The organism is Haladaptatus sp. HS23 (assembly GCF_056892285.1).
The window spans coordinates 1-24,643 of sequence record NZ_JBXGLH010000007.1 but is presented as its reverse complement, the minus strand read 5'-3'; the positions used below and the strand labels follow the sequence as shown (position 1 = coordinate 24,643).

At 61.8% G+C, this 24,643-nt stretch carries 24 protein-coding genes; 11 read left to right on the top strand and 13 right to left on the bottom strand.

Annotated elements, in window-relative coordinates:
- Positions 1-26: 26 nt before the first annotated feature.
- The 4 genes from AC1XDK_RS18220 to AC1XDK_RS18205 are packed head-to-tail and all read right to left on the bottom strand — an operon-like array spanning position 27 to position 4,508.
- Complete coding sequence (locus tag AC1XDK_RS18220) at positions 27-1,511, bottom strand: DUF7519 family protein (protein ID WP_483351393.1); 1,485 nt, start codon at positions 1,509-1,511, stop codon at positions 27-29.
- The gene (locus tag AC1XDK_RS18215; protein ID WP_483351392.1) at positions 1,508-2,782 is read right to left on the bottom strand and encodes a DUF58 domain-containing protein; all 1,275 of its coding nucleotides are present in this window, start codon (positions 2,780-2,782) and stop codon (positions 1,508-1,510) included. The genes AC1XDK_RS18220 and AC1XDK_RS18215 overlap by 4 nt, the downstream gene beginning before the upstream one ends.
- A complete protein-coding gene (locus AC1XDK_RS18210) occupies positions 2,779-3,453 on the bottom strand; it encodes a DUF7269 family protein (protein WP_483351391.1) in 675 nt (224 codons plus the stop codon). The genes AC1XDK_RS18215 and AC1XDK_RS18210 overlap by 4 nt, the downstream gene beginning before the upstream one ends.
- The gene (locus tag AC1XDK_RS18205; RefSeq protein ID WP_483351390.1) at positions 3,450-4,508 is read right to left on the bottom strand and encodes a DUF4129 domain-containing protein; all 1,059 of its coding nucleotides are present in this window, start codon (positions 4,506-4,508) and stop codon (positions 3,450-3,452) included. Before AC1XDK_RS18205 ends, AC1XDK_RS18210 begins: the two co-directional genes overlap by 4 nt.
- A gap of 101 nt (positions 4,509-4,609) precedes the next feature.
- On the opposite strand from AC1XDK_RS18205, the gene AC1XDK_RS18200 reads away from it, so the two are divergent.
- A complete protein-coding gene (locus AC1XDK_RS18200; RefSeq protein ID WP_483351389.1) occupies positions 4,610-5,641 on the top strand; it encodes a M48 family metalloprotease in 1,032 nt (343 codons plus the stop codon).
- Between the two features lie 94 nt (positions 5,642-5,735).
- On the opposite strand, the gene AC1XDK_RS18195 is transcribed toward AC1XDK_RS18200, so the two are convergent.
- Positions 5,736-7,181 carry an arylsulfotransferase family protein gene (locus AC1XDK_RS18195; protein WP_483351388.1) on the bottom strand — a complete coding sequence of 482 codons (1,446 nt, stop codon included), beginning with the start codon at positions 7,179-7,181 and terminating at the stop codon, positions 5,736-5,738.
- A 199-nt stretch (positions 7,182-7,380) separates the two neighbouring features.
- Here AC1XDK_RS18195 and AC1XDK_RS18190 point away from each other — a divergent pair, with 199 nt between their 5' ends.
- The 3 genes from AC1XDK_RS18190 to AC1XDK_RS18180 all read left to right on the top strand — a co-directional run bounded on the left by AC1XDK_RS18190 (position 7,381) and on the right by AC1XDK_RS18180 (position 11,488).
- Positions 7,381-8,115, top strand: coding sequence for a CPBP family intramembrane glutamic endopeptidase (locus AC1XDK_RS18190; protein ID WP_483351387.1), 735 nt, complete (start codon positions 7,381-7,383; stop codon positions 8,113-8,115).
- Between the two features lie 101 nt (positions 8,116-8,216).
- Complete coding sequence (locus AC1XDK_RS18185; RefSeq protein WP_483351386.1) at positions 8,217-10,904, top strand: heavy metal translocating P-type ATPase; 2,688 nt, start codon at positions 8,217-8,219, stop codon at positions 10,902-10,904.
- 179 nt (positions 10,905-11,083) lie between these two features.
- Positions 11,084-11,488, top strand: a complete 405-nt coding sequence (locus tag AC1XDK_RS18180) for a DUF7475 family protein (RefSeq protein ID WP_483351385.1) — start codon at positions 11,084-11,086, stop codon at positions 11,486-11,488.
- Between the two features lie 34 nt (positions 11,489-11,522).
- Here the strand turns inward: AC1XDK_RS18180 and AC1XDK_RS18175 are convergent, their stop codons facing one another.
- Positions 11,523-13,019 (bottom strand): hypothetical protein, encoded by a 1,497-nt coding sequence (locus AC1XDK_RS18175; RefSeq protein WP_483351384.1) that lies wholly within the window; start codon positions 13,017-13,019, stop codon positions 11,523-11,525.
- A 137-nt stretch (positions 13,020-13,156) separates the two neighbouring features.
- Here AC1XDK_RS18175 and AC1XDK_RS18170 point away from each other — a divergent pair, with 137 nt between their 5' ends.
- Positions 13,157-14,116, top strand: a complete 960-nt coding sequence (locus AC1XDK_RS18170; protein WP_483351383.1) for a hypothetical protein — start codon at positions 13,157-13,159, stop codon at positions 14,114-14,116.
- Between the two features lie 46 nt (positions 14,117-14,162).
- Here the strand turns inward: AC1XDK_RS18170 and AC1XDK_RS18165 are convergent, their stop codons facing one another.
- Together AC1XDK_RS18165 and AC1XDK_RS18160 are read right to left on the bottom strand one after the other, a co-directional pair.
- The gene (locus AC1XDK_RS18165) at positions 14,163-15,416 is read right to left on the bottom strand and encodes an outer membrane protein assembly factor BamB family protein (protein WP_483351382.1); all 1,254 of its coding nucleotides are present in this window, start codon (positions 15,414-15,416) and stop codon (positions 14,163-14,165) included.
- An 86-nt stretch (positions 15,417-15,502) separates the two neighbouring features.
- Positions 15,503-16,081 carry a histidine phosphatase family protein gene (locus AC1XDK_RS18160; RefSeq protein ID WP_483351381.1) on the bottom strand — a complete coding sequence of 193 codons (579 nt, stop codon included), beginning with the start codon at positions 16,079-16,081 and terminating at the stop codon, positions 15,503-15,505.
- A 114-nt stretch (positions 16,082-16,195) separates the two neighbouring features.
- Here AC1XDK_RS18160 and AC1XDK_RS18155 point away from each other — a divergent pair, with 114 nt between their 5' ends.
- On the top strand, positions 16,196-16,981 hold the full coding sequence (locus AC1XDK_RS18155; protein ID WP_483351380.1) for a PHP domain-containing protein: 786 nt from the start codon (positions 16,196-16,198) through the stop codon (positions 16,979-16,981).
- A gap of 8 nt (positions 16,982-16,989) precedes the next feature.
- Here AC1XDK_RS18155 and AC1XDK_RS18150 read toward each other — a convergent pair whose 3' ends face one another.
- Entirely contained in the window at positions 16,990-18,168 is a 1,179-nt protein-coding gene (locus AC1XDK_RS18150; protein WP_483351379.1) for an AI-2E family transporter, read from the bottom strand.
- Between the two features lie 249 nt (positions 18,169-18,417).
- On the opposite strand from AC1XDK_RS18150, the gene AC1XDK_RS18145 reads away from it, so the two are divergent.
- Both AC1XDK_RS18145 and AC1XDK_RS18140 read left to right on the top strand, forming a co-directional pair.
- Positions 18,418-19,035: a GAP family protein gene (locus AC1XDK_RS18145; RefSeq protein WP_483351643.1), complete on the top strand. Its 618-nt coding sequence runs from the start codon at positions 18,418-18,420 to the stop codon at positions 19,033-19,035.
- Positions 19,036-19,327: 292 nt separating this feature from the next.
- Positions 19,328-19,774 carry a fimbrial biogenesis chaperone gene (locus AC1XDK_RS18140; RefSeq protein WP_483351378.1) on the top strand — a complete coding sequence of 149 codons (447 nt, stop codon included), beginning with the start codon at positions 19,328-19,330 and terminating at the stop codon, positions 19,772-19,774.
- Between the two features lie 394 nt (positions 19,775-20,168).
- On the opposite strand, the gene AC1XDK_RS18135 is transcribed toward AC1XDK_RS18140, so the two are convergent.
- Both AC1XDK_RS18135 and AC1XDK_RS18130 read right to left on the bottom strand, forming a co-directional pair.
- Positions 20,169-20,498, bottom strand: a complete 330-nt coding sequence (locus tag AC1XDK_RS18135; RefSeq protein ID WP_483351377.1) for a hypothetical protein — start codon at positions 20,496-20,498, stop codon at positions 20,169-20,171.
- On the bottom strand, positions 20,499-20,861 hold the full coding sequence (locus AC1XDK_RS18130) for a hypothetical protein (RefSeq protein ID WP_483351376.1): 363 nt from the start codon (positions 20,859-20,861) through the stop codon (positions 20,499-20,501).
- Between the two features lie 341 nt (positions 20,862-21,202).
- On the opposite strand from AC1XDK_RS18130, the gene AC1XDK_RS18125 reads away from it, so the two are divergent.
- Positions 21,203-21,364 (top strand): hypothetical protein, encoded by a 162-nt coding sequence (locus AC1XDK_RS18125; protein WP_483351375.1) that lies wholly within the window; start codon positions 21,203-21,205, stop codon positions 21,362-21,364.
- A 3-nt stretch (positions 21,365-21,367) separates the two neighbouring features.
- Here the strand turns inward: AC1XDK_RS18125 and AC1XDK_RS18120 are convergent, their stop codons facing one another.
- Positions 21,368-21,700 (bottom strand): HalOD1 output domain-containing protein, encoded by a 333-nt coding sequence (locus AC1XDK_RS18120; protein WP_483351374.1) that lies wholly within the window; start codon positions 21,698-21,700, stop codon positions 21,368-21,370.
- A 301-nt stretch (positions 21,701-22,001) separates the two neighbouring features.
- On the opposite strand from AC1XDK_RS18120, the gene AC1XDK_RS18115 reads away from it, so the two are divergent.
- On the top strand, positions 22,002-22,775 hold the full coding sequence (locus AC1XDK_RS18115; RefSeq protein ID WP_483351373.1) for a DUF7344 domain-containing protein: 774 nt from the start codon (positions 22,002-22,004) through the stop codon (positions 22,773-22,775).
- Between the two features lie 707 nt (positions 22,776-23,482).
- On the top strand, positions 23,483-23,779 hold the full coding sequence (locus tag AC1XDK_RS18110) for a hypothetical protein (protein ID WP_483351372.1): 297 nt from the start codon (positions 23,483-23,485) through the stop codon (positions 23,777-23,779).
- 7 nt (positions 23,780-23,786) lie between these two features.
- Here the strand turns inward: AC1XDK_RS18110 and AC1XDK_RS18105 are convergent, their stop codons facing one another.
- Positions 23,787-24,170: a hypothetical protein gene (locus AC1XDK_RS18105; protein ID WP_483351371.1), complete on the bottom strand. Its 384-nt coding sequence runs from the start codon at positions 24,168-24,170 to the stop codon at positions 23,787-23,789.
- Positions 24,171-24,643: the final 473 nt, after the last annotated feature.

The window sequence follows — 24,643 nt, the reverse complement described above, 5'->3', positions numbered from 1 at the left end:
ACGCTGTTTACGAAATAAATGTTTCGTCATTCCGAATCGGTCGCGAGGAGTACCGTGAACGACACGACTGCGACTAACAGTAGAGTGAGTGCGAGGTAGGCACGCCACGAACTCGCTGGAAGCGACACCGGACCGACGAACGAAAGCGTCCCCACGGCGAGGCCGACTCCGAGACCTGCGACGAGGATTCCACCCGTCGCGTGGGCGATTTCTCCCCGTCGTGTTTTCGCGGTTCGGCCGATCTGTAGTCCGACTTCCGCCGCGTGGTCGCCGACGTCGCGGACGACGAGCGCGGCACCGACCGCGCAGAAGACGACGACTGGCGGCGCACCCAACCCCGCAGCGACGAGCGCTCCGAGGAAGAGGGTCGCACCCCCGAACGCGAACCCGCTCGCCGAATCGAGGGCGACCCACGGGCGGACGGCCAAGACGGCCGCGACTTGTACCAACACGAGGAGCAACAGCACGCCGGTCACGCCGCCCGTGATGACCGTCGCCGGTCCCAGTTGTTCGACTAACCCCCACGGTTCGACACTCGCAAACCTCGTCCCGACGGTCGGGACGAGTGCCGATGCTACCGCGACGACGGCGGCTAACGCGACGGCGGCGATTCCCCCCGTCGCGAACGCGAGCGTCTGTGACGGTTCGTCACCCATCCACGCGATGACGACGTGTTGTGCCCCGCGTGCGGCGAGGACGACTAATTCGAACAGGATGACAGCCCCGACCACCGCTTGGAGCACGCCGGAACCGATCACTACTCGGACGACGTCGCCCAACACCGACAACATCGTGAGCAGGCCGTCGAACCAGCGCGGACCCCAACCTGAGAACGTGACGATGACCTGCATCGCGAGGAACACCCAGTACGCCGTCGGCACCGTTTCGAGTCGGAACCCGAACGGTTCGAGAATCCGATGACGGAGGTTCGCCGTCGCCGGAAGCCAGTCGTCCAGTATCGGAACGACCCAGTAGAGGAGTTCGACGGCCACGAGACAGCCGATTTGCAGGCTGACGAGCATGGCGAGCGTACTCGACGTGACGGTTTTGACGAGTATTATGCTCCCCACCCACCCGACCGTTCTGAACACCGTCGCGTGGATGCTCGCGGCGAGAAGCGTCCCGACGCCCAGCACCGCGAGCGACCGACGGAGCATGAGGTAGACCGGATAGCTGACCTCCGAAGAGAGGGCGACGGTCGCGTTGAGCGCGACTGCCGCCACCCCGAGTCCGAGTAGGAGCGAGAACAACGGCGGCGTCCCGAGTCCGAGGGCGACGGTGAGCGCTATCGCTCCGGCGATGACGCCGAGGCTCCCTGCCGCTCGTCGTTCGTTCGCCGCCGACTGCATCCCCATCGCGCCGAGCGCGATACAGACCGCGCCGACGACGCCCGCGCCGACGCTGGCGAGGTTTCCGGTCCCCCAACCGAGAAGGAGCGCCGTACAGGCCGCGATAACGGCGGCTAATGCGCCGCCGAAGCGCGTCGAACCGTGGTTCACTTCACCGTTCATGCGGACCACCTCGCGCTCTTTTCGACCGCCGTCGCGAGCGGTTCGTCCGGCGACCAGTCGATGGTTCGGACGCTCCCCCGTCGAATCTCGTTCAGCCGTTTCGTCCGTGCGATGTCCGACACCGCTCCGCCGGGCGTCTCCGTCCCCGTCACGTCCGGCGCGACGACCGTCACCGCGTGGCCGTAGGCGTCGAAGCGCTTTGCCACGTCCACGGCGGTATCGTCGGTGAGCGGCGTGAGGAATATCACCTGCGTGTCCGAGGAGAGGCGATTTCGGAGGCGTTTGAATCGCCGCTCCATCGTTCGCTCCTCCCGCCTCGCACCGAACAGTCCGCTTACGCCCGACAGCTCTTTCGGCGTCTCGACTTCCTCCAACGCTCCACGAACGCGGGCGACCTGCTCCCGTCCGCCGCCGGGCGGGAGGTACAACTCCTGTGGTCCGTACAGGGCGAGACCGACGCGGTCGTTCTGCCGGACGAGCGCGTTGGCGATTCGCTCCGCGGCGTACACCGAGAGGTCGATGGCGTCGGGTTCACCGGACCGGCGAGCGATGCAGGCGGCGGGGCGGGCGTCCACGAGGAGTAGCACGTTCGCTGCCCGACTCTCGCGGAAGTTCACCGTCGTCAGTTCCCGCGTCCGGGCGAACCGCTTCCAGTCGATTCGGCTCATGGGGTCCGATGGCCGATACTCACGCGTCGAATGGAACTCGATGCCTTCGCCGCTCGCGTCCGTCTCGATGTGCCCCGGCGTCGGGGTCGTCAACTTCGACAGCGGCACGTCCTCGACGAACGTATCGCACGTCATCGTCGCGGGGAGGGTCCGTTCCTCGCGGACTTCCTTCGTCCCGCTCATGGATTTGGCGACGAGCGTCGTCGGCGTGAACTCGTGCGTTCCTCGCTGGCTTCGAACCGTGTAGGAGAACGAGACGGTTTCCCCGGGTCCGAGACTCGTCCCGTGGCGCGGTGACCCATCGACCACGGCCAGTCGTTCCGGCACGCCGTCGACGATTCGAAGGTCCGCAACCGCGTCCTCACCGCGATTTTCCGCGGTAAGCGTGACCGTTACGTCCTCGCTCGGCCGCGGCGACCGCTCTTCCACATCGCGGTCGAGTTCGACGTTCAGGTCCGGCGTCCCCGACGTGAACTGGTAGGCCGCGTAGACGAACCCGACGACGGCGGAGAGGAACATCACGGTGTTTCCGGTGACGACACCCGCCGCACCGGCGAGGAGGGCCACCGTCATTCCCGCGTTCAACTCGGGACCCTTGTTCATCGCGACTCACCCCCGTTTCGGGATTGCAGTTCGGACACCGCCCGTTCGGCACGGCGGTCGAACGTCTCCCCCCGCGCCCAATCGACGATTCGCGTCCGAAGCGGGATGTTCGCGTTCGGTGCGCCGAAGAACGCCGTCGCCCGCGGGTCGTCGCTCCACGACCCGTCTTCGATTCGCTCTCTGGCTTCGGCTCTCGTGTAACCCTCCGAACGGAGCGTCTCGATGGCGGCGCGTCTGACGTGGCGGCGCGTCGTCGCCCGCCGACTGCGGCGCTCTCTGGGTTTCAGCCCGAAGTTTCCGGACAACCCGAGTCCCTCGTCCACTTCGGACCCGCTCGTCCGATGCTCGTAGTAGTGTGCCCGTTCGGGGTCGCGTTGCGGTCGCCAGACCTCCTCGGGTTCGCCCGTCACGTCGCCGCCGAGCGACCAGATGGCCAACGATCCGCCCAATCCGGCGAGAACGAAAATCGTCGTCGGGTCAGCTATCCATCCGACGAGGGGCTTCACTGCCGCTTCGGGTACTGCCCACGGCGCGAAGACCGTGGCGAACGAGAGTACCAGCGAACAGATACCGAGACCGAGGAGGAGTCGTTCACGGCTCCGTCCGTCCCTGAACACCGCTCCGACACGGCCAACGATGCGTCCGACGACGCGCCCGACGTACCGCATCATTCGTCTCCCTCCCCGAACCGCTCGATTTTGTCGAGCGCCGCGCGAGCGAGTTTCGTCCGCCTCGCCGTCGGCGGAAAACTCCCGTACCGAACCTCACGGAATGCGTCGGTCAACTCCCGTACCGCGTCGGCGGGATAGCCGCGTTCCATCGCTTTGCGTGCGTACTCCGCGGGCGTCGTGGTGCGCCGACGCCTGACCGACAGATGTTCGGTCATGGATTCCCACGCCTCCTCGACGCTCGGCGGTCCGCGCTCCTCGGGTTCCGGTGTCGCGGTTTCCTCGTTCACCGTGGTTCGATTCCCCGATTTTCGACGCGAACGTCCCGACAGGGTCGGACGAGAGAGGGACCCCGGAATCGAAAACAGGCCGCTGCCGACGCTCCCGATGGCAAGGAGCGTCCCGCTGAAACCGCGTCCGATGACGCCGACCGTCCGCGCGAGCGCCGACCCGAGTCCGACGGTACTCGCGGAGAGGCCGCGTCCGGCCTCGACGAGGAGGTCGATTGCGTCGTCTGCTAGCCGCGGAATCGACGCCGAGAATCCCACGACGAGTCCCATCGTCCGGGCGGGAACCTTCCCGACGAGTTCGCCGATGGGTACCCCGTGAACGGTGAGGGGTATCGTGCCGGTGCCGTCGAGCGCGACGCTCCCGGTTCGAAAGCCGATGCCGAGGACGACGAATCCGCCGAGAACCACGAGTCCACCGAGTTTCACCAGCGTTCGAAGGAGCGGAGTACCGCCGGACGAGTCCGGTGATGCAGCCGCTACGGTCGTCGTGGTCGTGGTTGTCGTCCCGGAATTCGCCGACCCGCCGCTCGACTCGCTGTCGGTCGTCTCTACCGTCGTCGCTTGCACCGTTCCCGCATCTGACGGATTTCCGTCACCGGTAGCCGAGCTACTGCCGGAGTCGGGTGCGCCCGGATTCACGGCACGACCGCCGCCTCCCGGCCCGGCGGGGTACGACCCGAATCCGGTGGCGGGAAACAGCGACGCGCCGAAAATGACCGCGAGGACACAGAGGGCGATGAGGGCGGCGCGGAGGCGATTGCGTTCCACTGATGGTGGGGTTCATCCCCATCCGGCAAATATCTTCTCCTCACTGAACACATCCTTGAACCAACATTCATGTGGTGTGGGCTCGACAGGTTACGTACGACATGTCACGAGACCCCGCCCTGACCCGGCGAATCGTCGCCACCCTCGCGTGCGTGCTGGTTGCGGACTTCCTGCTCGTGGGCTGTGTCGCGTTCCTCCTCCGTCCCTGGCTCGCCCCGGTCGCAACTACCCTCCCGTCCGGTTTGGGATGGCTGGCGCTGGTCGTCCCCGCGACCGCGGTCGTCGCGTGGGCACAACTGCGATACACCCGCCGCGAAGCCCTTTCGGAGGTCGATGCGACCGTCGTCACCGACGAGGAGTATCCGGAGTTGCTCGCCCGCGTCCGACGGCTATCGACCGGCGCGGACGTCGCCGTCCCGACCGTCGCCGTCACCGAGACGGACGTTCCGAACGCCTTCACCGTCGGAACGCCCCGGAACGCGACGGTCGTCGTTTCGACCGGACTCCTCTCCACGCTCTCCGCGGACGAACTCGACGCGGTCCTCGCTCACGAACTCGCCCACGTCAAGAATCGCGACGCGATGGTGCTGACCCTCGCGACCTTCCTCCCGGCGCTGGCGGGCGATTACTCCCTGCTCGAAGACCTCGGGTTGGGCCGGTCGGCCCGCCGAACCGTGTGGCTCGCCGCAATCGTCCTCCTCTACGTTCCCAGCGCGGTGGTCATCGATGCCCCGCTATTCGGCGTCCGATACACCGTTACGTACGTCCTCCTCGTCGCCTTCGTCCTGCTGTTCGGCGGGGTCGCGCTGGGATTGTTGGCGATGCCCATCATCTCGCTCGCGGGGCGTCTCTCCCACGACCGGGAGTTCACCGCCGACCGCGCAGGGGCGACGCTTTCGGGCAGTCCGGCGTCGATGGCGTCCGCGCTCAGGACGCTCGGCGTGGACTGCCCATCCGCACCGGACCGCGACGCACGCGCCGTCGACGGCGTCAAACAGCTCTGTTTCCTTCCCGGCGGGTTCGGCGAGGAGGGTGGCGCGTTCGAGTCGCTCCCGATTTCGGTCCAAACCCATCCGGAAATCGAAGATCGCCTCGACGGTCTTCGTTCGCTCGTCGCCGAATCAGACCACTGAACGCTCTCGTCGTCCCCTTTCTACCGAAAAATGAGCGGTCAGTACCGCGATTCCTGCGTTTCGCCTGGTGATTCGATTCGCGTGCCGACCCGAGTTACCGCGTTTCGTTCAGCGATTCGATCCGTTGCCGAACCGACGTGAAGACGCCTCGCCACTTCAGTTCGAACAGTCCCCACGTCACGAGCGAGAGGACGCCGACGAGGACGGCGAACAGTTCGGGAACGCCGATCCAGACCGGCGTGATGTACATCAGGCCGTTGAGGTACTTGCCGGGAATGGCGTCCTTCACGCCGATCCAGAACTTGTTGACGACGCCGTTCGACCTCGATTTGAGACCGGCCTTCTCGGCGCTCGGGCCGCCAGCGCTCTCGTCGCCCGTTCCGAGCCGTTCGGCTTCGTACGGGAACGCAATCTGCACGTCCCACACGATTTTGCCCTGCTCGTTCACCTCGAAGACGCGGTTGCCGTTCGAGTCGGTGATGAGCGTGTGGCCGTTCGGGAGGCGGTCCGCGTCGCGGGGCCACTGCATCTTCGAATCCTGCCACGTCCACGTCCGTTCCCACGAGCCGTTTTCGCGCTGGTATTCGACCACGCGGTTGTTCTCGGAGTCGGCGACGAGTTCGGCCGGACCGCCTTGGTCCTCCTCGATGAAGTCGGGATTGTGCTGCTCGTAGATGATGTCGTAGTTGTCCTCTTCACCGAGCGTCCAGTTCTTCACCAAGCCCTGCCCGCGCTTCAGGAACAACACCCGGTCGTTGTTGCGGGCGCTGACGGCGATCCTCCCGTCGTCGAGGACTTCGACGTTGTTGATGTGCGTCCAGTCGTCCGGGTACGGGCCGCCGGTGTTGCTGGTCGAGAACGCGTCGCTCGCGTTCCACGTCCACTCGACCTGTCCGTCCCTCGTATCCACGATGAACACGCGGTCGAGGAAGATGTCCGCCACGACGAAATGCGTCTCGTTCAGACGGTCCACGTCGTGATAGCGTGTCGCTTCCTTCCCCGGCGTGGCCTCCGACCAGATGTCGGTAACTTCACCGGTGGTCAGGTTGACGCGCTCGATTCCGTTTCGCGTGCACGCGCCCACCTCGCCGTGAACGTTCATGTACTCGTTCCACGTTTCCTTGTCGACGTTTCGACGCGAGAGATTCCAGTCGGTCGGACACTCCGCCTTCTTCAGGTGGTCCGCGTACGAGTACTCGACTGTGGCCGTCGTTCCCTTCACGGGGTCCACGTCCCAGTAGCGCGTGTGGGAGTCGTTGTAGTACAGAATCGACCCGTTCGGATTGAACGCGACGAGTTCCGCCCGTGCGCGGGGACCGCTTGCTTCCCGGCCGAGCCACGAGTTGGAGTCCGTTGCGATGACGGTGATGTTCTGACGGGGGGAGACCGTTTGACCCGTTTCGGCCCTGATTTCGGACTGTGATTTGCCGCGGAAATCCGCGGAACTGCCGGGGGTGGAGGCGTACGAGTTCACGACCGCGACCCCGGATAGTATCACTAGTCCGGCGAAGAAGAGCCGACACATCCGCTTTGATACCATTACCTCCCTCTATTAGTTCCGAAAATATACCGGTTTTGACCGAACGCGTGATATAACTATCATCTTTCGCGGAAAGATGAACCGTCGGTGACAGAAATGAGACAACTGGTGGCACACTTTTTCGGGTGAATCCACTCCGCAGTCGTCTACCGTTCCGCAACCGAAAGAGGAAGAAAGGGTGCGTCCGTATTCTGCACGGATGAATAATTCAGGAACGCAGCTCCGAACGTTCGGCGTCGGATTCCTCCTCTCGTTCGGGGCCTTCGGTGTCGGGCAGGTCGTCGTCCTATTGGCCGCGCTCGCCTTCGCGGCCGTCGGTATCGACGTTTTGAACCGACCCGCGCTTCTCATTGCGATCAGCACCGTCATGCTCCAAGGCGTTACCTTCGGCGGTATCGCGCTCGGCTACTTGACCTATCGAAATCTCGGACTCGATTTCATTCACGCCCGCGTTCCCTCGCTTCGGGACATCGGGATGGCCGTCGCCGGATTCGTCGTCCTCTTCGGGGCGCTTCAGATAATCTCGCAACTGATTCAGGCTCTCGGTCTCCAGTCGGCACAGAACTCCGTCATCGATATGGCGAGCGGGAACCCCGACATCTACCTGCTGTTGATTCCGCTCTCGTTCCTCCTCATCGGTCCCGGCGAGGAGTTGCTGTATCGGGGACTCATTCAGGGACTCCTGCGCAAAACGTTCCGGCCGGCGCGAGCCATCGTTCTGGCGAGCGCGCTCTTCGCGGTCGTCCACGTTTTTTCGCTCTCGGGCGCGGGCAAACTCGTCTCCATCGGCACCGTATTCACGCTGTCGCTCATCCTCGGAATCCTGTACGAGTACACCGACAACCTCGTGGTTCCCATCCTCGTCCACGGCGCGTACGACGCGGTACTGTTCAGCCTCCAGTACCTCATTGCGACAGGTCAAATCTCTTCGTGACCTAGATAACAATCTAAAGCTACCGTTTTAATAATCTCTCCCTAACGAACTGCCGATTCGTAGCAGCTGGATTAATAAGATGGTGGCGGCTACGTTCGATTATGAACGACGCGGGTTCTGATTCGCCCTGCTCTCCCCGCTCAGATTCGTGTGGCTGTAGTGGTGACCACGGCCAGCACGTGGGCGAGAGCCACGACGGCGGCCAGTGCGGCGGCGAGTCGGACAACAGCGAAATCGTCACCGACGGCGCTGGCGACCGCGAGGTCGTCCGGTTATCCGTCCCCGACATGGACTGTCCCTCCTGTGCCGGGAAGGTCGAAACCAGCGTCCGAAAACTGGACGGCATCGACGCCATCGACCCGCAGGTCACGACCGGAACCCTCACCGTTGAGTACGACGTGACGGAAACGGACGCCGCGGCCGTCGAAAACCGGGTCGAAAAGGCGGGCTACACGGTCGAAAACGATTCCTCGGAGGTGACGCTCTCCGTCCCCGACATGGATTGTGCGTCCTGCGCCGGAAAAATCGAGAACGCCCTCGACGGCGTTACCGGCGTCAGAACGTACGACACGCGACCGACGACGGGGAAGGTCGTCGTCACCACCGACCCGTCCGCGTCCCTGAGCGACGTGACGGGGGCCATCGAAACCGCCGGTTACGACGTCGTCGGGACGAGCGCGGACGAAACCGACGACGGGTCGCTCGACTCGGAGAGCGTCTGGCGAAGTCCGCGCGCGCTCAAGACGTGGACCAGCGGCGTCTTCGTCGCGCTCGGACTGCTCTTCGAGTTCCTTCTCACTGGACAGAACGCCACCGTCGTCGGCGCTGGCGGTCTCTTCGCCGCCGGGACCATCGAAATCACGGTTGCAGATGTGGCGTTCCTGCTGGCCGTCCTCGTCGGTGGACAGGCAATCGTCACGAACGGGTACTACTCGTTTCGCAACCGGAACCTCGACATCGACCTGCTGATGAGCGTCGCCATCCTCGGCGCGCTCGCGGTCAGCGTCGGTTTCGGACAGTCGCTCTACTTGGAAGCCGCTACGCTCGCGTTCCTGTTCAGCGTCGCGGAACTCCTCGAACGCTACTCGATGGACAAGGCGCGAAACTCCCTCCAAGAACTGATGGACCTCTCGCCCGACGAGGCGACGGTCAAACGCGACGGCGAGGAGGGGACGATTCCCGTCGATGCCGTGACCGTCGGCGACGTGGTCGTGGTCCGTCCCGGCGAGAAAATCCCGATGGACGGGACGGTTGCCGACGGCGAGAGCGCGGTCAATCAGGCCTCGATTACGGGCGAGAGCGTCCCGGTGGACAAATCGCCCGGCGACGAGGTGTTTGCGGGAACCATCAACGAGGGAGGCTACCTCGAAATCGACGTCACCGCCGAGGCGAGCGACAACACCCTCTCGCGCATCATCGGGATGGTCGAGGAGGCACAAGGCAACAAGACCGAACGCGAGCAGTTCGTGGAACGGTTCGCGGGCTACTACACCCCCGTCGTCCTCGCCTTCGCGGTACTCGTCGCGGTCGTTCCGCCGCTCCTCTTCGCGGAACCGTGGGTGGGGTGGTTCGTTTACGGACTGACGCTCGTCGTCCTCTCGTGTCCCTGTGCGTTCGTCATCAGCACGCCCGTCACGGTCGTCTCGGGCATCACCAGCGCCGCAAAGAACGGCGTCCTCATCAAGGGCGGTACCCACCTCGAAGCGATGGGTGAGGTCGACGCCGTCGCCTTCGACAAGACGGGAACGCTGACGAAGGGCGAACTGACCGTCACCGACGTGATTCCGCTCAACGGCAACACCGAGGAGGACGTCCTCCGCTGCGCCCACGGCCTCGAAGCGCGGAGCGAACACCCCATCGGCGAGGCCATCGTCGCCGAAGCGGACGGCGCGAACGTCACGAAACACGAAATCGACGACTTCGAGAGCCTCACGGGCAAGGGCGTCCGCGCGGACCTCGGCGGCACGACCCACTATGCGGGCAAACCCGGCCTGTTCGAAACCCTCGGATTCGACCTGAATCACGTTCACGCGACGGACGGAGGCGTCGCCCCAGCGACTCGCGACCTCTGTGAGCGAAACGACTGCCTCGACCTGCTGGAAGACGCGGTTCCCTCGCTCCAGAGCGAAGGGAAGACAGTCGTGCTGGTTGGCACGGAGGACGAACTCGAAGGCGCAATCGCCGTCGCGGACGAGGTACGCGACGACGCGAAAGCAGCCGTCCAACGCCTCCGTGACCTCGGTATCGACCACCTCGTGATGCTCACGGGCGACAACGAGCGGACGGCGAAGGCCATCGCAGAACAGGTCGGCGTGGACGAGTTCCGTGCCGGACTCCTTCCCGAAGAGAAGGTCGAAGCCATCGAGGAACTCCGGGAACGATACGACGGGGAACACGAACGACGGTCGTGGGATCGCCGGACCTCGTCCGGCGTTGCGATGGTCGGCGACGGTATCAACGACGCCCCGGCGCTCGCCACCGCGACGGTCGGGGTTGCCATGGGCGCCGCCGGTACCGACACCGCGCTCGAAACCGCCGATATCGCGCTGATGGCCGACGACCTCTCGAAACTGCCGTACCTCTACACTCTCGCGCACGACGCGAACGGCGTCATCCGCCAGAACGTTTGGACGAGTCTCGCCGTGAAAGCCGCACTCGCAGTCGCGGTGCCGTTCGGCCTCGTTCCCATTTGGGCCGCCGTCCTCGTCGGCGACGCGGGGATGACGACGGCAATAACCGGGAACGCGATGCGACTGTCGCGGATTACGCCCGAGAGCCTTCGAGAGTAGTCACCGTCTCCCTGTTCTCTCCGCTGTCCGCTCTCTTCGTCGTCAGTCGTCCTCCCCGTCTGTTTTTCCAGTGCATTCGATGGCTGTACCATAGCCACTATTTCCGTCCCCGGTCTATGGGAAATCGAGGGTCGGACGGATTCGCCCGACGACCGTTCCCGTTTCAGAACCACCCAATCATGGATACTTCCACACAACGCGCAGAGACGACGGCCGCCGACTCGAATCGCCAGTCGAGACGACACCTGTTCGCGGTTGCGGGTGCCGGACTCATCCTCCTCACGGGGGTCATCCACCTCGCCTTGGTGCCCGAACATCTGGAGGAAACGACCTATCTCGGCGTGCTCTTCGCCGCAAACTTCGTCGCCGCGGCGGTCGCAGCGGTCGGAATCTATCGGAACCGCCAATGGGGATGGTGGCTCGGCGTCGCCATCGCGGTCATCGCCCTCGTGCTATACGTCGCTCACGTTACGGTCGGGCTTCCAGTCGTCGGGGTCGAGGAACCGGAGACGCTTGGATTAGTGACGAAAGCCGTCGAACTCCTCTTCTTGGGCGTCGCGGCGGCGTGGCTAAGGAACGAGTGACTATCCCTGTTTCCGACGTCGAATACGGCTCGTTTCAGGAGACCACCGGTTGCGAGATTATCCACAGCGAGAGGACCGTGTACCCGACCATCAGCACGACTAACGGGAGATGTCCCCGTCGGGCAGCGGCCGGGGTTTCGAACCGCTCCACCGCAACGTAGTGGGCGGCGACCACCGCGATGACGTGCCCTAACACGATGAGGAGGACCTGTGACCCCCAGAACGCCGGGAGCGACAGCCATCCGACCGGATTCACCGCTTGGATGCCGGGGGCGACTGGTTGGAGCGCGACGGCGACGAGTTGCCCGACGTAGCGGAAGACGTAGGTGTAGTTGTGTGCCACCTCGTAGGCCGCCGCGATTGGGAGGACCGTCGGTGCGAACGCCTGCGCCGCTCCGCGCCATCCGGGTGCGAGCGGCCGTCCGTCCCCGTCAGCTACCTGCCCGCCGTCGGTGTTCGCGTCGGCGGCGCGTCTCGCACGCGTCCCCTCGCTCCCGCCCAGTCGCTCGACGAGCCAACTGGCGAGCGTGAACGAGACGACGAAGCCGACCAGTCCGGCAGCGTACAGCAGAACGCTCGTTTCGGGTCCCGTTCCCAGCACGTCCCGCGTGCCGAACAGCACGTCCTGATACGTCCGCGTGTTGGTGAAGCCGTCGAAGCTCACGGTGTAGACGGCGGTGACGACGAACGCGACCAGCGAAAAGCTCCGAACAGGTTCGACGCTCCCGCGCCACGGCGCTCGAAGAGAAACGTCCGTGCTTCCGTCCTCCGTCCGGTCGATGGTGACGGAGGTACCCCGCCCGAAGAGGCGGTAGAGGACCGAGAGCGGGTCGGCACAGCGGAACCACTCCGTTCCGTACAGCACGCTCCCGATGACCATCAGGGCCGCGTACACCGCGAGAACGGCAGTCGTCCATTGCGGACTGGTCGGGATGTAGGTCAAGTTCTCGAAAATGCCCATGAGGAGGACGAATCCGACGAACGCGGGCCAACTGGCGAGCCGTTTCGGGTAGGACCCGAGGATGGCCAATCGCCCGCCTTCGAGCCACGTGAACCCGCGATAGAGGGTCCGCCACGGCGAGAGGACGGCCCACGGCGTTCCGAGGAGAATCGAGAGGAGGGCGACCCCGCGGAACCAGACCGGCCACGCGAACACGGTGGCGAAATTCTCCGCCTGCACCTGTTTCCCGACCACGCCGAGGACTAACGCGGCGACGAATCCGGCGAAGAAAACCAACCGAAGGGTGAGCCGAATCGCCGCCGAAACCGACGGCGGAACGGTGAGAACGTGGGTCCGACGAGCCCTCTCCACGGGCGTCCGTTCGGTGAACGCGAGCCATCCCGCGGTCAGCGCGACGGTAGCGCCCGCACCGAGAAACAGCAGCGGAAGCGGGAGCGGCGAGGCGAACTTCGAGGACGGGACTTGGTGTGCGCTCGCCAGTCCCGGCACCGCTCCGAGCGCGAGCAGGACGACGAGTAGAACTCGTGGCCATCGCCCGGTTCCACGACGCCTCCCGTTTCCACGGTTCATCGTGCGCCCGTAGTGACCGAACGGGAAAAGCAACTGCGGTTCTGCGTCGGAACGGCACCGTCCGATTCCGCTCGTCGGGAGCTACCCGGAATCTCCGACCCAGAACGTATTTGCGGCCGTGACGGCAATCCACCGCCATGCCTTCGTCATCGTTCGACGCGGCGGCGCTGTCCTCGCTTCCGTCGTTCGTCGCGCTCGAAACCGCGCCCGTTCTCATGGGACGAAAGGACGGTGCGAGCATCCAGATGAGCGACCTCTACTTCGAAAATCAGCTCTCGGTGCTTCGAAGCCTCGACGGCGCGTCGTTCGCCGACCGCATCGACTCGCTTTCGGACTCCTCCGAAACCGTTCGGAACGCCTCGATACACCTCGATTCGCTGTCCGTCGGAACGCTGGAACACGCGGCGAACAACGTCCACGAGACGTATCGCTCGATGCCGGAGACGAAACTGCTCCGCTCGTCGTTTCCCGGCGACTGTCTCACCCTCCCCGAGTTCGTTCGAACCGGCGGTAACGGTATCGACTTCGGCCTTCGGGCGTACTTCTTCCGCGAGGGCGACGCGCCGGACCCGGAGGACGTCATCCATCGGAACGTCGTCGGCGTCGTGGAGGAGACGGAACGCGAGTTCGAACGCTATCAGGGCGGCCTCCACGGATATCCCGACTGCTGCATCGACGCCTTCATGGACCGCTCGCCGGGGGCGTCAGCGCCCGAAGTCCGTTCCGTCGAAGCGCTTTCGTGCGTCCGCGAGGACCGAATCGGCGCGTCCGGCGTCTCGATTGCGGATATCCTCCTCGACTTCTTCGAGAACCCACACGCCTACTCTTTCTTCTCGCGCAAGTTCTTCCCCGAATCCGACTGCGAGACGGCCCAAGAGCGCGGCCGCGATATCTTCGAGGGGCTGACGGCGGCGTTTCCGGAGCGGATGGCTCGGGATACCTTTCGGCTGAACTACGCGCTCTGTTACACGCTCGCCCACAGCCTCACCCCGGAAGGCGGAAAACTCCCCCGTGTCGGGTCGTTAGGAACCGAACACGTCTACGCCTATCTCCCGTTGAAAAACGCGCTCTCGGTGCCGCGATATCGGTCGTCGTAAAACCGAATCGAATTCCCCGTCCGTTGACTCCTCCACTACCGTCCAGCTACTCCTCGATGTAGTCTAATGCCACGACCCGTCCGTCGCCGTAGACGGCCAATATCTCGGAGTTTCCGTCGTCGTCGATGTCGGCCAGTTTGACGTGAGTCCAGATCGGAACGCTGCGCTCGTAGCTCGCGAGGACGGACCCTGTGTCCGGGTTTATGACCGACACGCTGCCGGTTTCGGTGACTGCGACCAGCTCTTTCTTTCCGTCCCCGTTCAGGTCCCCGAGTATCGGCGGCGGCATCGTCTGGACGTCCTCGGTGGTCAGCGTCGTCGTCCACTCGACGCTCCCGTCGCTCGCGTCGAGCGCCCTGAGTTTCCCGACTTCCGTATCTCCCTGCTCGTGGAGCCCGGACGCGTACACCTCCACCTTCCCGTCGCCGTCACCGTCGCCGATGGACTTCACGGCGGCCATTCCGTCGAACGATTTCGACCACTGGGCCTTTCCCGTCTTCCCGTCGATGACGGTGACGGCTCCGCTGAACGTTCCCGCGACGATTTCGACGGCGGGGTCGTCGTCGGTCTGTTCGGTCGTCATCCAGTTGACGCTCCCGTCGGTTCCCGTTCGCCACTTCACGCTCCCGTCCGGTTCGTACACGGTGACGTTTTGCTCCCCGACGGCGAGTTCCGACGTTCCGTCGCCGTCGAAATCCGCGATGGCCGGTGCGGCGACGACGGTCGTCGAAGTGTCGATGTGTTTCTTCCAGACTAAGTTTCCGTCCGCCGAATAGACGAAGACGGTTCCGTTCAGGTCCGTGACGACGATTTCCTTCCCCGGGTTCGGCGTGAAGTCGGTCACGATGGGGTTCGTGTATCCCCACCACGAGAGGTTCCCCGAGAACTCCCGTTCACCTCCGGCCGAGTACCCGAGGAGTTTCTCTTCGGTCGTCGCGACGAACACGTCTTGGGTACCGTCACCGTCGTAATCCGCGAAAACCGGGTCGCCGTAGCCGTGGATGTTGCAGGTCTTTTTCGGCATCTTCGTCTGCCATCCTTTCGTCCCGTTCGCGCCCAACTCGACGAGCGAACACGTCCCTTTGTTCTGCTCGACGTTGACCGAGACGACGATTCGCTTCGACCCGTTTACCTCCGTCACCGCCGGAACGTGGTGGTTTCCGACCGTGTTTCGGGAGGTGTCGGACACCCACTTCTCCGTCAGTTGGCCCTGCCGATTCGGTTGGGTGACGGCGTACACCCCGGCACCGACGAGGGAGAGAAGGAGGACCGCGATGACCGCCATCGTTCGGGTACGCATTGGTTCACTCTACCGACGGAGAACGGAAAAACTACCCGCATCGTTCGTCTCGCGTACTAGTCGTCCGTTTGGAAGACGCGGGCCATTCACTCGTACCGACGCGTGATTTCTACCGGGTCGTCCCGGCTCCCGTCCGCAAACTTGACTTCGTACACGTCGGGCATCGTCAGGTCGGTTCGCCAGAACTCGACGCCGAACCGCTCGTCGTACGTGTTCAGGACGAGCGTGAGGAGGTTCCCGTGCGTTCCGACGACCACGGATTCTCCCCTGTAGCGCTCGATAGTCCGCTCGACTGCCGCGAGGCCGCGGGCCTGTGCGTCGTCGTTCGACTCGCCGTCGGGCCACGCGAACGACCAGTCCGACCAGACCCGTTCGATGGCGCTTTCGAACGTCTCGCCGACGGTTTCGACGGGACTGCCAGTCAACTGCCGTTCGCGGAACCCTTCGTCCTCGACGATTTCCACTCCGTGATGTTTCGCCACCGGACGGACCGTTTGGCGGGCACGGACGAACGGACTCGAAACCACGGCGTCGATTTCTTCGTCCGCGAGCACCGCCGCGACGCGTTTTGCATCCCGATGTCCTCGCTCGGAGAGCGGCCGTTCCGCCTCGCGGTTCGGGATCCACGGCGAGTGGGCGTGACGAACGAAGTGGATGGTAGTCATGCCTTCCCCTCGCCCGGTTTCGGGATGAGCGTTTTGAATCTCTCCCGTCCACACCGGATTTTTCACGCAATCGACAGCGGATTTTATATCGTTCCTCGTCCACGCTCCTATCGAATGCGAGATTTTCACACCCACTCGAACTACTCCGACGGGACGTTCCTCTATCGGATGGTTCGTGCCGCCGAGGACGCGAACCTCGACGGAATCGGGTTCGCAGACCACTGCACCGTCTCCGCTCGCGAGTACACGAAGGACGCTCGCGCCGCGAGGGGATTCAATCTCGACGTCACGTACGAACGACGCCGCCGGGCCATCGAGGAGTTGCGCGAGGACGCGACCGTCGATATCTACGACGCCGTCGAGATGGATTACGACCCCCGCGACGAGGCCGAGATACGCGACTTCCTCGAACGCGCCGACTTCGACTACACCATCGGTAGCGTTCACGACATCTCGGAGATGAACGTGCAGGTTCCCTCGAACTTCGCGGCGATGGCGGACGACGAACTCGACGGCATCGTGGACCGCTACTTCGACAACCTCTCCGCCCTCGTCGAGTCCGAGTTGTTCGACATCGCCGCCCATCCCGACCTGATAGAGCGAACCCCCGGACTCCGTGGCCGCGCGACGGACGACCACTACCGTCGGCTCGCACAGGCGTTCGCGTCGTCCCGAACCGTCCCCGAAATCAACGCCGGTCGCGCCCTGACCGACGCGGGAATCGTCCATCCCTCCGAACGCTTCTTCTCGATTCTTCGTGAGTACGACGTTCCGTTCACCATCGGATCGGATTCACACGAACCCGAACAGGTCGGTGCCCGACGCGAGTTCCTCGGGACCCACCTCGAAACGGTCGACGTCGACCCCGTCTCCCCGCCGAGTCTCGACCTCGTGAAGTGACGTTTCGGTCACTCCCCGCCGTCGGTCGCCTCGCCGCCTCGTCTCGTGTCGTCGAATCCTTCGTCCGTCTCCCGGGTCGTGGTCGGACCGATGTCGAGACGCTCGGACTGCTCCTCGCCGCGAAGGCGCGGGACGGCCACTTGGAAGAACTGAACGACGACGACCATCAGGAGCGGCCCCAAAAAGACGCCGTACCACCCGAACAGTATTGGTCCGAGGAGGTAGGCGAACATGACCAGCGAGAGGTGAAACATCTTCCCTGACAGGTACGGTCGGATGTAGGTCCGAACCACGTTGTCGAACGCGAGCGTCATGAACAGGAAAAACACCAGCGGATACCAGAGGTCGTTCGGGTTGCGCTGAATCGCCCCCAACGCGAGGAACGCCGCGATGGCGAGGTAGACGACCGAGCGTCCGACCAGCGGGACGAGCGTGAAGATGCCCGTGATGACCGCGAGAAGTATCGTCACCGGGATGAGGAGGTTGTTCGGCGCGAAGAGGTTGAAGAGGTTGTAGATTATCGCGGTCAGTATCATGATGACGAAGATGGTCAGCGTGTAACCGAAGTACACCGAGTTCAACCCCGAATCGACCGCTTCGAGGTAGTCGATGAACACCGGGTCATCTCCGAGCAGTTGCTCTTTCCCCCACCGGGCGAGGCGTTCGTCCTCCACGAGGAGGAAAAAGCCCAGCAACAGCGAGAGGAACAGCATGAAGACGCTCGATGCGACGGCACCGGCGAACGACTGTACGCTGGTCAGCGCCGACTGCACCGACGGTTTCTGGAGCGTCGTGGTCGCCGTGTCGAGCAACTTGTTCGGGTCGTTCGGAATCGTGGTACTCGGCAGTCCACCGAGGAGGCGCGCTGCCGCGTCAGTGTTCGCAAAGGTGGCCAACTGCCCGATAGCTATCGAGAAGAAGACGCCCAAGAAGAGTACAACGGGGACGACGATGAGTAGCAACGACAACGCCGCCGAGGTGTTCCCGCCTTCGATTCGGCGCCCGAGATATCGGTTTATCGGCCGCGCGACGTAGTAGACGAACAGGCCGAATACCACCCACGGTAGGAACGTGTACGCCACCGCGGCGATGATTCCGAACACTATCAGGCCGACGACCCACCACTTCAGCCCCGGCCGAACGATACGAACCCTCATCGCTTCCGAACTCGCCCCAATCCCTGCCATATGGTACCGTACGTCATCGACGGCGTTAGCTCTGCCGTCGGTGGTCGTCCGCATCCCTTTCGTGTGAACTCCACCGCAACGGCTATCCTGTTAGCCAGCATACGTATATCGAACGGCACGACCCGGCGCTCGCGCCCGGTCGTGTTTCAGGGTGAGCGACATGATCGAATCGAAATCGACAATCGAGCGGGGGTATGGACGCCGACGGGAACGTCGAGCAGCGATGCGATACGGCGGAACGCGAGGGCGATGAGCTTCCTCCAAGTCCTTCCGCTGGCGTTCGTGATGATAGCGGGACCCCAAATCCTCAGCGCCATCTTCCTCGCCACGAGCGAGGACTGGCGGCGGAACTCCATCGCGTTCGTCTTCGGCGCGGCGCTCTCCATCACCCTCCTCGTTTCAGTCGCCTTCTTCCTCGGTATCGGCGCGAACCGCCAAGGGGGTTCGAACACCACTCTCTCGGCCATCGTTCTCGTCCTCCTACTCGTCGCCATGGTGCATACCTACCTAACGCGTGAGGAGTCAGAACCCCCGAAGTGGATGGGGAAGTTGACGTCCGCGAGTCCGCGGTTCGCGTTCAGACTCGGTTTTCTCCTCCTCGGGTTCTTCCCGACCGACATCCTCACTTCTGTCGCTGTCGGGTCCTACCTCGCCGCGAACGGCCTGCCGTGGACCGATTCGCTCGGATTCATCGCCGTCACCCTGTTCTTCCTCGCCCTCCCGTCACTCGTCCTCCTCGCTTTCGGCGAACGCGCCGAAGCCTTTCTCCCGAAGGTCCGCGAGTGGATGAACGACAACTCCTGGGTCGTCAGTGAGGCCGTCATCCTGCTGTTCGTCGGGATGAGCCTCAACAACCTGCTCGGGTAGCCATTCCTCTATCGCGCTCCAACCTTCTACGTCACCCGTTTTCATATCGCATTAATCGGTTTATTAAAACGGAAATGTGGTCTATAGGCCTTCTCCCTTCCGAATACCTAGCTTTCGCCTTTTCGCCCTACACTACTCATTAGGGCCATAAGCGGAAGTGCAACGACCCCGGGACACCCGAATCAATCTGTGGGAAATTCGTGGTATGGATATTTCAGTCATCCCACCCATTGGGCTTTTCAAACAATCAACTAACAGAAAATACTTATTAGCTATCGTACGAATCTCGTGCATGAGCCGTCGTGCCCTCCTCACATCGCTCACTGCGCTCGGTGTATCGGGTCTTGCCGGGTGCTCAAGTTTTCTAAACGGCGACATCCCCGCCGGGAGTCTCCAATTCGAGAATCAGGATAACCTCCCGCACGTCGTTGGAATTTCGGTTGTAGACGTAGGCGCTGAACCAGAGACGGACTCTGATGGATACAGCGTCTCTGGTGACGTGACCGTTCCGCCTCAGCAACGAGAATTGACGGCCTCATCGTCAGTTGCTCCCGGTGAGACACAGACATTCAAAAATATCTTCACTGAATCCGTCTACTACCTGGTCGCATTCACACTCGACGGCACAGTCCCCGAAACAGGTAGTAAGATTCCATTCAATCCGTCACCGCCCAAGCGGGAGTACGACAGCGTTTTAGAGGAGTTGTATATGCATCTGGTGAGTTTTCATGGCGAGTGAGCTCGACGGCAACGCTGGTCGATTCAGACAATAGGGCGAATATCCCCTGTGGCAAGTGATAGATGCACGCTCTCTAACCACCATGAAGCCCATTTTCTGCTCCAAGAGGTAGTAGAACCCAGGGTACTCTTGAGTTGACAGTTGTTATCGTTCCAGAATAGAGATAAACGAAACAGGGGCGGCGAAACTGGACGGGAGCGTTTGCTGAGTCGTTCTTCAGCGTACTCACGTATCGCCATGTGCTCTCTAAAGGTGAGCTTTTCTCGGGTTGTCAATCCATCCTCTGTATTCAATGAAAATTTTCGGGTGTATATGAAGCGGGTCGCTCGGTTTTGACCCCGTCGAGCCACCTATTGATTCTCGCCCGGTAGTGTTCTGAGCGCACACTGTACCGTCATCGAAGATACGTCTCAAGTGAATCCACGACGTGATCAACAAAGTCCTTCGTGACTCGGCCCTGCCACGTCACCAGATCTTCGATACGAGGGGAATGGACTGCCCATGGAGAGACGAACGATTCGTACGGTACACCACCTGTTTTCCAGACAGCTGACTCTAGGGAAATCGAATCACCGTACTCTTTCGTCGAAATAGCGACAGCCACGTACTGCTCGTCGCCGAACGGATGCGATTCGTTGTTGACGATGAGCCACGGCCGTTGGCTATCTTCGCCCAGTTTGAACGGGTCTGAACTTCGAACCACATCGCCACGTTCCGGTTGCATCTATTCGTCTCTCTCGCTTGGGTGCGGTTCGTCCGGAGCGACTGCGTCCCACTCGTCAGGTTCGATTTCTCCTTCGTCCTGATTGAGCCGCTCCGTGACCGTGTGGAGAGCATATGCGTCTGCAACACGATCAAGATCGTCCGTCATTGCCCAGTACTTTCCTCTGTGTCGGACGAGTTCACGCTGTTTCAACCGTGAGAGGGCTGTCCCAACTGTGTTCGGATCTTCGTCAATACTGGTAGCGATTTCCGACCGGGTGAACGCTTTGTCCCGGTTTGTATAGAGATAGCCAAGTACCTGTTGAGGCACGCTTGGGCCACTTGGGAGGTCCCCGGCTTCGAACTCCTCGATACGAACGGGCATACGCTGTACTTGGTGTGCTGACGTAATCAATGTATGGGCGTACTGAAGCTGCGATCCAGTAGATGGGCACTATCCAGCAGGAGGTCGATTTTCTGCTCCATAATAAGCGGAAGTGAATGCGGGCAGGTCGTCGCAGTCAACGGAGCGAAACTCGTTCACCCAGCGAACTCTTCTCCCCCTCGTCGTAGAAATCGGCTCGTCGACTTCATCATCGATGTGTTAGCTGCCATCGCGTCGCAAACGTTCATTACCGAGCTTCTACGATTATACCCTCTTGGGAAAATAGAATCGGACGAATCGGGAACCAGTATCAGCCAAACGTACACGAAAACCATCGTTCGATGGTCACCGCGGTGAGAACGAACCGGCGAAGGCGGGTCTTCAGGACTCTGCTCGACCGACCGGTGACGTCCGAGCGGGAACTCGTTTCATCGATGAAGGACGACTCCGGGTCCTTCGCGACCGACTTCCGTGAATTCGAGGAGAAGGGGTACGAAGACTGACCCTCAGTGAACCTCGTTACGGATGAGTACCGTCCCGTTTCCCGAAACGGTCACCATATAGACGCCATACGGGAATGTCACCGACACGGCATCACTGGGCTGCCGCGTTCCTAACAGTCGGTCGAGAGCCCCGGCGTCGATCACCGCCCCCAACGGTGGGAGGTTCAACTCGCCTTGGTGGGTCCGGCTCGCCAACGCGGTGACGATTCCGACACAGATGTCTCCTCGCGATATATACGAGGAGATATCGTAGAGGTAGCTCGTCACCGTTTCCCCTCCATCGGACGTTTCGTTCTCCGTGACCTCTATCGGCTCCAGCTGTTTTTTCGTCGTCATTTTGTCACCCCCTTCCAGCACTTTCGTCTGTCTGTTCGTTGGGTACGTTGAGAAATATCTCGACTGTCTGCATCAATGTGTAGGCTGCGTATCCTACTGATGTTGTCGGTGCGCATCAATCCGGTATCGGCAGCGGACCATGTCAGTCGAAATGGTGATGATGAATACAAACGGGACTATCCGGTTGACGGTGTGATCCGATACCGGGTGCTGCCGTTACGCTCCCCGTCACGGCCCGTTATGGACTCTTCCTGAAAGATAGTCGAGAAGTCTATATAAACGCGGACCCGAGGGGCGCGTAATGGGAAACGAAACGCAGACGCGAGAGGGGGAAACGGGAGACCCGATCTTTACGGCAGTGAGAAGCGACCGACGACGGTCGCTTCTCACCCTTCTCGCTCGAACTCCCGAGATGTCCGGGCGAGAGCTCGCACGCGCGGTAACGGCGATGGAACACGGAATCTCGGAGGAGAGCTTACCGACTGCAGCGGTAGAGAACGTCCAACTCGACCTCTATCACATTCAGCTTCCCCTCTTGGAGGACACCGACTTCATCGAGTGGGAGAGGGACGAGGAATCGATAACGACGACGGATCACATCGCGCTCGAAGACCCACGGTTCCAACGACTACTGCGAATCGAGGCCGACGGAATCGACGATGTGTTGGCTGAACTGGCGGACACACGTCAGCGCCTCGTCCTCGCCATCCTCCGAGACGAGGGTTCACCGATGTCGCGGACGGCACTCGCTCGAGAAGTCATTCGACGGGAGAGCGTCGAGACGGACCCGACGCAAGCGGCGGTCGACGAAACTGCGATAGCACTTCATCACAAACAGCTCCCGACGCTGAGCGATACCGCGATCATCGACTACGACTTCGAGACCGGACAGGCAACGTATACGAATCACCCCGCTGTCGAGGAACTGATCACGGTTCTCCGGAAGCCGGATTCGCGCCTCGTCAAGCGATTGAACGGATTCCTTCAGGGCCTGCAAACGTCGTACAATCAAGCCACCGAGAGTACGAGCGACCCGTTCGGCACACCGAGTATCTGGAGAACGCCCTATGAGTAGACCACCCGAACTGTGGGCTTTCATACTGGCGAATATGTTCTTATTCCTCATCAGCAGCGTTCTGATGCTGTTGAGCTTTTATGCATATTACCAAAACCCGAGAAAATCGTCGTACCGGTACTCTACTATCGGGTTTGCCTTTATCGTCCTCGGTGGGCTCGTGGAACCTGTGTATCAACTGGGTATTCGCAGCGATTACATCTTGACTGGCAACGAACTCCTGATTACTCAGTCGTGTGAAGGTGTGTTACTCGCGCTCGGACTCGGGTTGCTCTTCTATGCGATCACACATCACGATACGGATCGTTCTACCACTGTGGACGACTCCACTACGTCGCTCAGTACCGATCTATACGAACTCGACGAGAGTCGGCACAAGCACTAAACAGACAAATTTTCTTTGGTCATCCTATGTCAATATCCGTCGAGAAACCGGCATGATGGTATCCGGTCGCTTGGTGACAAAATTGCTGGCGAGTCCCGTGCCCTTGGTAGAGAAGTACAGTCTGTTCTCTGTTTTATTCACGGATGTCACCGTTTGAGGACCTATTCCGTCGAACACTCTTCGTCTCGTGTCGAAATCTTTGCGTTCGTCAGACACGCGCCTGACTGACTTTCTTGTACGTGAACGTCGACCGTATCTCTATGGTACCCGTAACTGTCGCACGCTCCTCGGAGTTCACCGCGACAGAGAGAGGTGCGTCGGTGTGACCGAACGGACCGTTCAAATCGAAATTTTGGTCGCCGATTCACCCGACGACGCGCCGGCGGTCGAGTCGAACTCTCGCGTCGATGTTGCCGTGAACGGGCAGATGTACCCCACCGCAAAGCTCGTCGATGGACGGTACGTCGCATGGTGGTTCGAGGCGGTCGCACCGGCTCCGGACGACAGCATTACTACGGAGTGGGTCGCCGCACCGACACGCTATCTCGCTGCCGTGACCCTTAGCGAACTCTGGGAAGACCCGGCGGCGTTCGACACACTCGTCGGTGTGAACTGCTGAGAGGATATTATAGGCGGTCGGTCCCCGCCGATTGATTCGACTTTTTCCACTCGAAGGTCGCTGGATTCGCCCGATAGTCTTTCGTTTCTCTTTCCAGTCGGTGCTTCGCTGGACGGATTCGAACTCTCCCGAGGAGCCACCGTCCGACCACCACCGTCATACAGACGTTGAATACGACCACGGAAAGAACGTTCGCCGTGATGAACGCAACGAACAGCCCCGTCAACAGCACTCGGAGCGTTATTACCACTCCGACGACTGTCGCTCCCGCAGTAAGCATGGCTCCTGTCCAGCCGTACGCTCGGCGCATGTCTCCGTACTCGAAGTGAATCGGTGACCGAGTGACGAACGTCTTTCTCAACACGTCACCTCCGACTCCCCGTGCGACCATGGTTGAGACCGGTTCCTTCCCATAGCACTGTGCTAACGATTCTCCTCTCCGACGGCTACCCCGCACCATCATCGATTCGTTCGATCGCTTCGTTATTCAAACCGCGTCAGTCCTTCGTCTGACGGAACCCCATACCATCTGTTTCGGTAGGCGGTCCCCGGACTATCTTCCCACTTTCCCGGTCCATCCGTCCCGACCTCCTCGCCGAGGTGTCTCGTACACGCGAGCGCGCACACGAAACAAAAATTAAAATCTTGGATCAACGGACTCTGGCCGGTAATGGGTCATTGTAGCGTGGGACGTGTCGTATCTTGCCAAAGCGTCTTTGATTCGACGTACTTAAATTCTACCGGGCATTTCGATAGAATGCGAAGGACGCCTCGTGGTTCTCCCCACGAGGTGGCCGCCCGAATCCGGCGCATTTATATATGCGCCTCGGTGGATTCGGGCGAACGAAAACCCAATCCAATGCC